2 protein-coding genes are annotated in these 2059 nt (G+C 66.7%); both read left to right on the plus strand.

Annotation, left to right across the window (positions count from 1 at the left end):
- Positions 1-266 precede the first annotated feature (266 nt).
- Complete coding sequence (locus JOY90_RS04520) at positions 267-1454, plus strand: efflux RND transporter periplasmic adaptor subunit (protein WP_291689957.1); 1188 nt, start codon at positions 267-269, stop codon at positions 1452-1454.
- A gap of 3 nt (positions 1455-1457) precedes the next feature.
- Positions 1458-2059, plus strand: a 602-nt coding sequence (locus JOY90_RS04525) for an efflux RND transporter permease subunit (RefSeq protein WP_291689958.1), incomplete at its 3' end; no start/stop codon positions are given.

Here is a 2059-nt window from a genome sequence, read left to right on the forward strand (position 1 = left end):
GTCGGCAACGCCGGTCACCGCGCGCGAATAGGCGTCGAGCAAGTCCTCGTCGGAGTTGCCGACCGGCGCCGGCTCGACCGGCGCCGTAACGGCGTCGTCGATCAGCGAGGCTGAAGTGAAGTCCAGCATGCTATTGCCATGTTTTGGGGGGTTATGAACCGCTTACGGCTGCGTATATGGGGTCCCCGAACGCCGGCAAAAAGGTAGTGCCGGCGTGGGCCTTGGGGTGCGGCGGGCCGGGCGGCGCGCACGATTTCGGGAAGCTCATGGGACACACGCATCACCGGGCGGCGGCGAGGCTGACCCTCGCGTCACTTGCGCTGCTTTCGCCGCTGCTCGCGGCCTGCGGCAGCAATCCGGCGCCGGCCCAGAACGCGGCGCCGCCGCCGCCCGCGGTCACCGTCGCCAAGCCGGAAAAGCGCACGATCGTCGATCAGGACGAATACGTCGGTCGGTTCGCGGCGGTCGATTCGGTCGAGGTGCGCTCGCGCCTGTCCGGCTATCTCGCCTCGATCCATTTCACCGACGGGCAGATGGTCAAGAAAGGCGACCTGCTCTTCACCATCGACCGGCGGCCGTTCCAGATGATTCTCGACCAGGCACGCGCCAACCTCGCCCAGTCGCGGGCGACGCTGTCCTACGCCGAGGCGGACCTCGCGCGCGGCGAGCAATTGGTGCGCGACAAGACCATCACCACCCAGGTGTTCGATCAGCGCACCCAGGCCAAGCGCGTTGCCGAGGCTGCCGTCCATGCGAACGAGGCGCTGGTCCACCAAGCGGAGCTCGACTTCCAGGAGTACAGCCAATTGCGCGCGCCCATCGACGGGCGCATCGGCGACCGCCGCGTCTCGCCCGGCAACCTCATTCCCGGCGGCACCAGCGGCTCGACCACCTTGCTCGCCACCATCGTGTCGATCGACCCGATCCGCTTCGAGTTCACCTTCGACGAGTCCGCCTACCTGCGCTACGAGCGGATGAACCGCGGCAAGGACTGGTCCTCGATTCCGGTCAAGCTCAAGCTCCTCGACGAGAACGGGTTCGAGCACGACGGCCGCATGGACTTCGTCGACAACGCGATCAGCCAGACGTCGGGCACGATCCGCGGGCGCGCGGTGTTCGCCAATCCGAGCGGATTGTTCACGCCCGGCATGTTCGGCCGCATCCAGGTGCCGGGCTCGCCGCCCTACCAGGCGCTGCTGGTGCCGGACGTCGCCATCGGCACCGAGCAGACCCGCAAGTTCGTGATGGTGGTCGACGGCGATAACACGGCGCGCCAGAACTACGTCACGATCGGCCCGACCATCGGCGGCCTGCGCGTCGTCAAGGACGGGCTCAAGGACGACGACAACGTCATCGTCGACGGGCTCATGCGCGTGCGCCCCGGCGTCAAGGTCAAGCCGCAGGAGAAGGCGGCACCCGCGACCGCCGGCGGCCCCAGCTCCAAGACCGATTAGATCATGCGCATCTCGCATTTCTTCATCGACCGGCCGATCTTCGCCGCCGTCGTCTCGATCGTCTTCGTGATCGTCGGCGGCGTGTCGTTCTTCCGCCTGCCGGTCGCCCAATACCCGGAGATCGCGCCCCCCATCATCAACGTGTCCGGCCAATATCCCGGCGCCAGCGCCGACGTGGTGGCAGCGACCGTGGTCACGCCGATGGAGCAGCAGATCAACGGCGTCGAGAACATGCTCTATGTCTCGTCGAACTCGACCGCCGACGGCCGCTTCACGATTTCGGTGACCTTCGACCTCGGCACCAATCTCGATATCGCACAGGTGCAGGTGCAGAACCGGGTCGCGATCGCCGAGCCGCGCCTGCCGCAGGACGTGCGCAACATCGGCGTCACCGTCGCCAAAAGCTCGCCCGACATCATGATGGTCGTGAATCTTTATTCGCCCGACAAATCGCGCGACACGCTGTTCATCTCCAATTACGCGACGCTCGAGGTCGTCGACCCGCTCACCCGCGTCGACGGGGTCGGCTCGCTCATCGTGTTCGGCAGCCGCGATTATTCCATGCGCGCCTGGCTCGACCCCGACCGCCTGCAGGCGGTGGGGCT

The organism is Bradyrhizobium sp., assembly GCF_019242285.1.
Taxonomy (GTDB): domain Bacteria; phylum Pseudomonadota; class Alphaproteobacteria; order Rhizobiales; family Xanthobacteraceae; genus Bradyrhizobium.

Excerpts from the sequence above, each read along its gene's own strand:
- JOY90_RS04520 (WP_291689957.1), top strand. The coding sequence starts at position 267 with ATGGGACACACGCATCACCGGGCGGCGGCGAGGCTGACCCTCGCGTCA.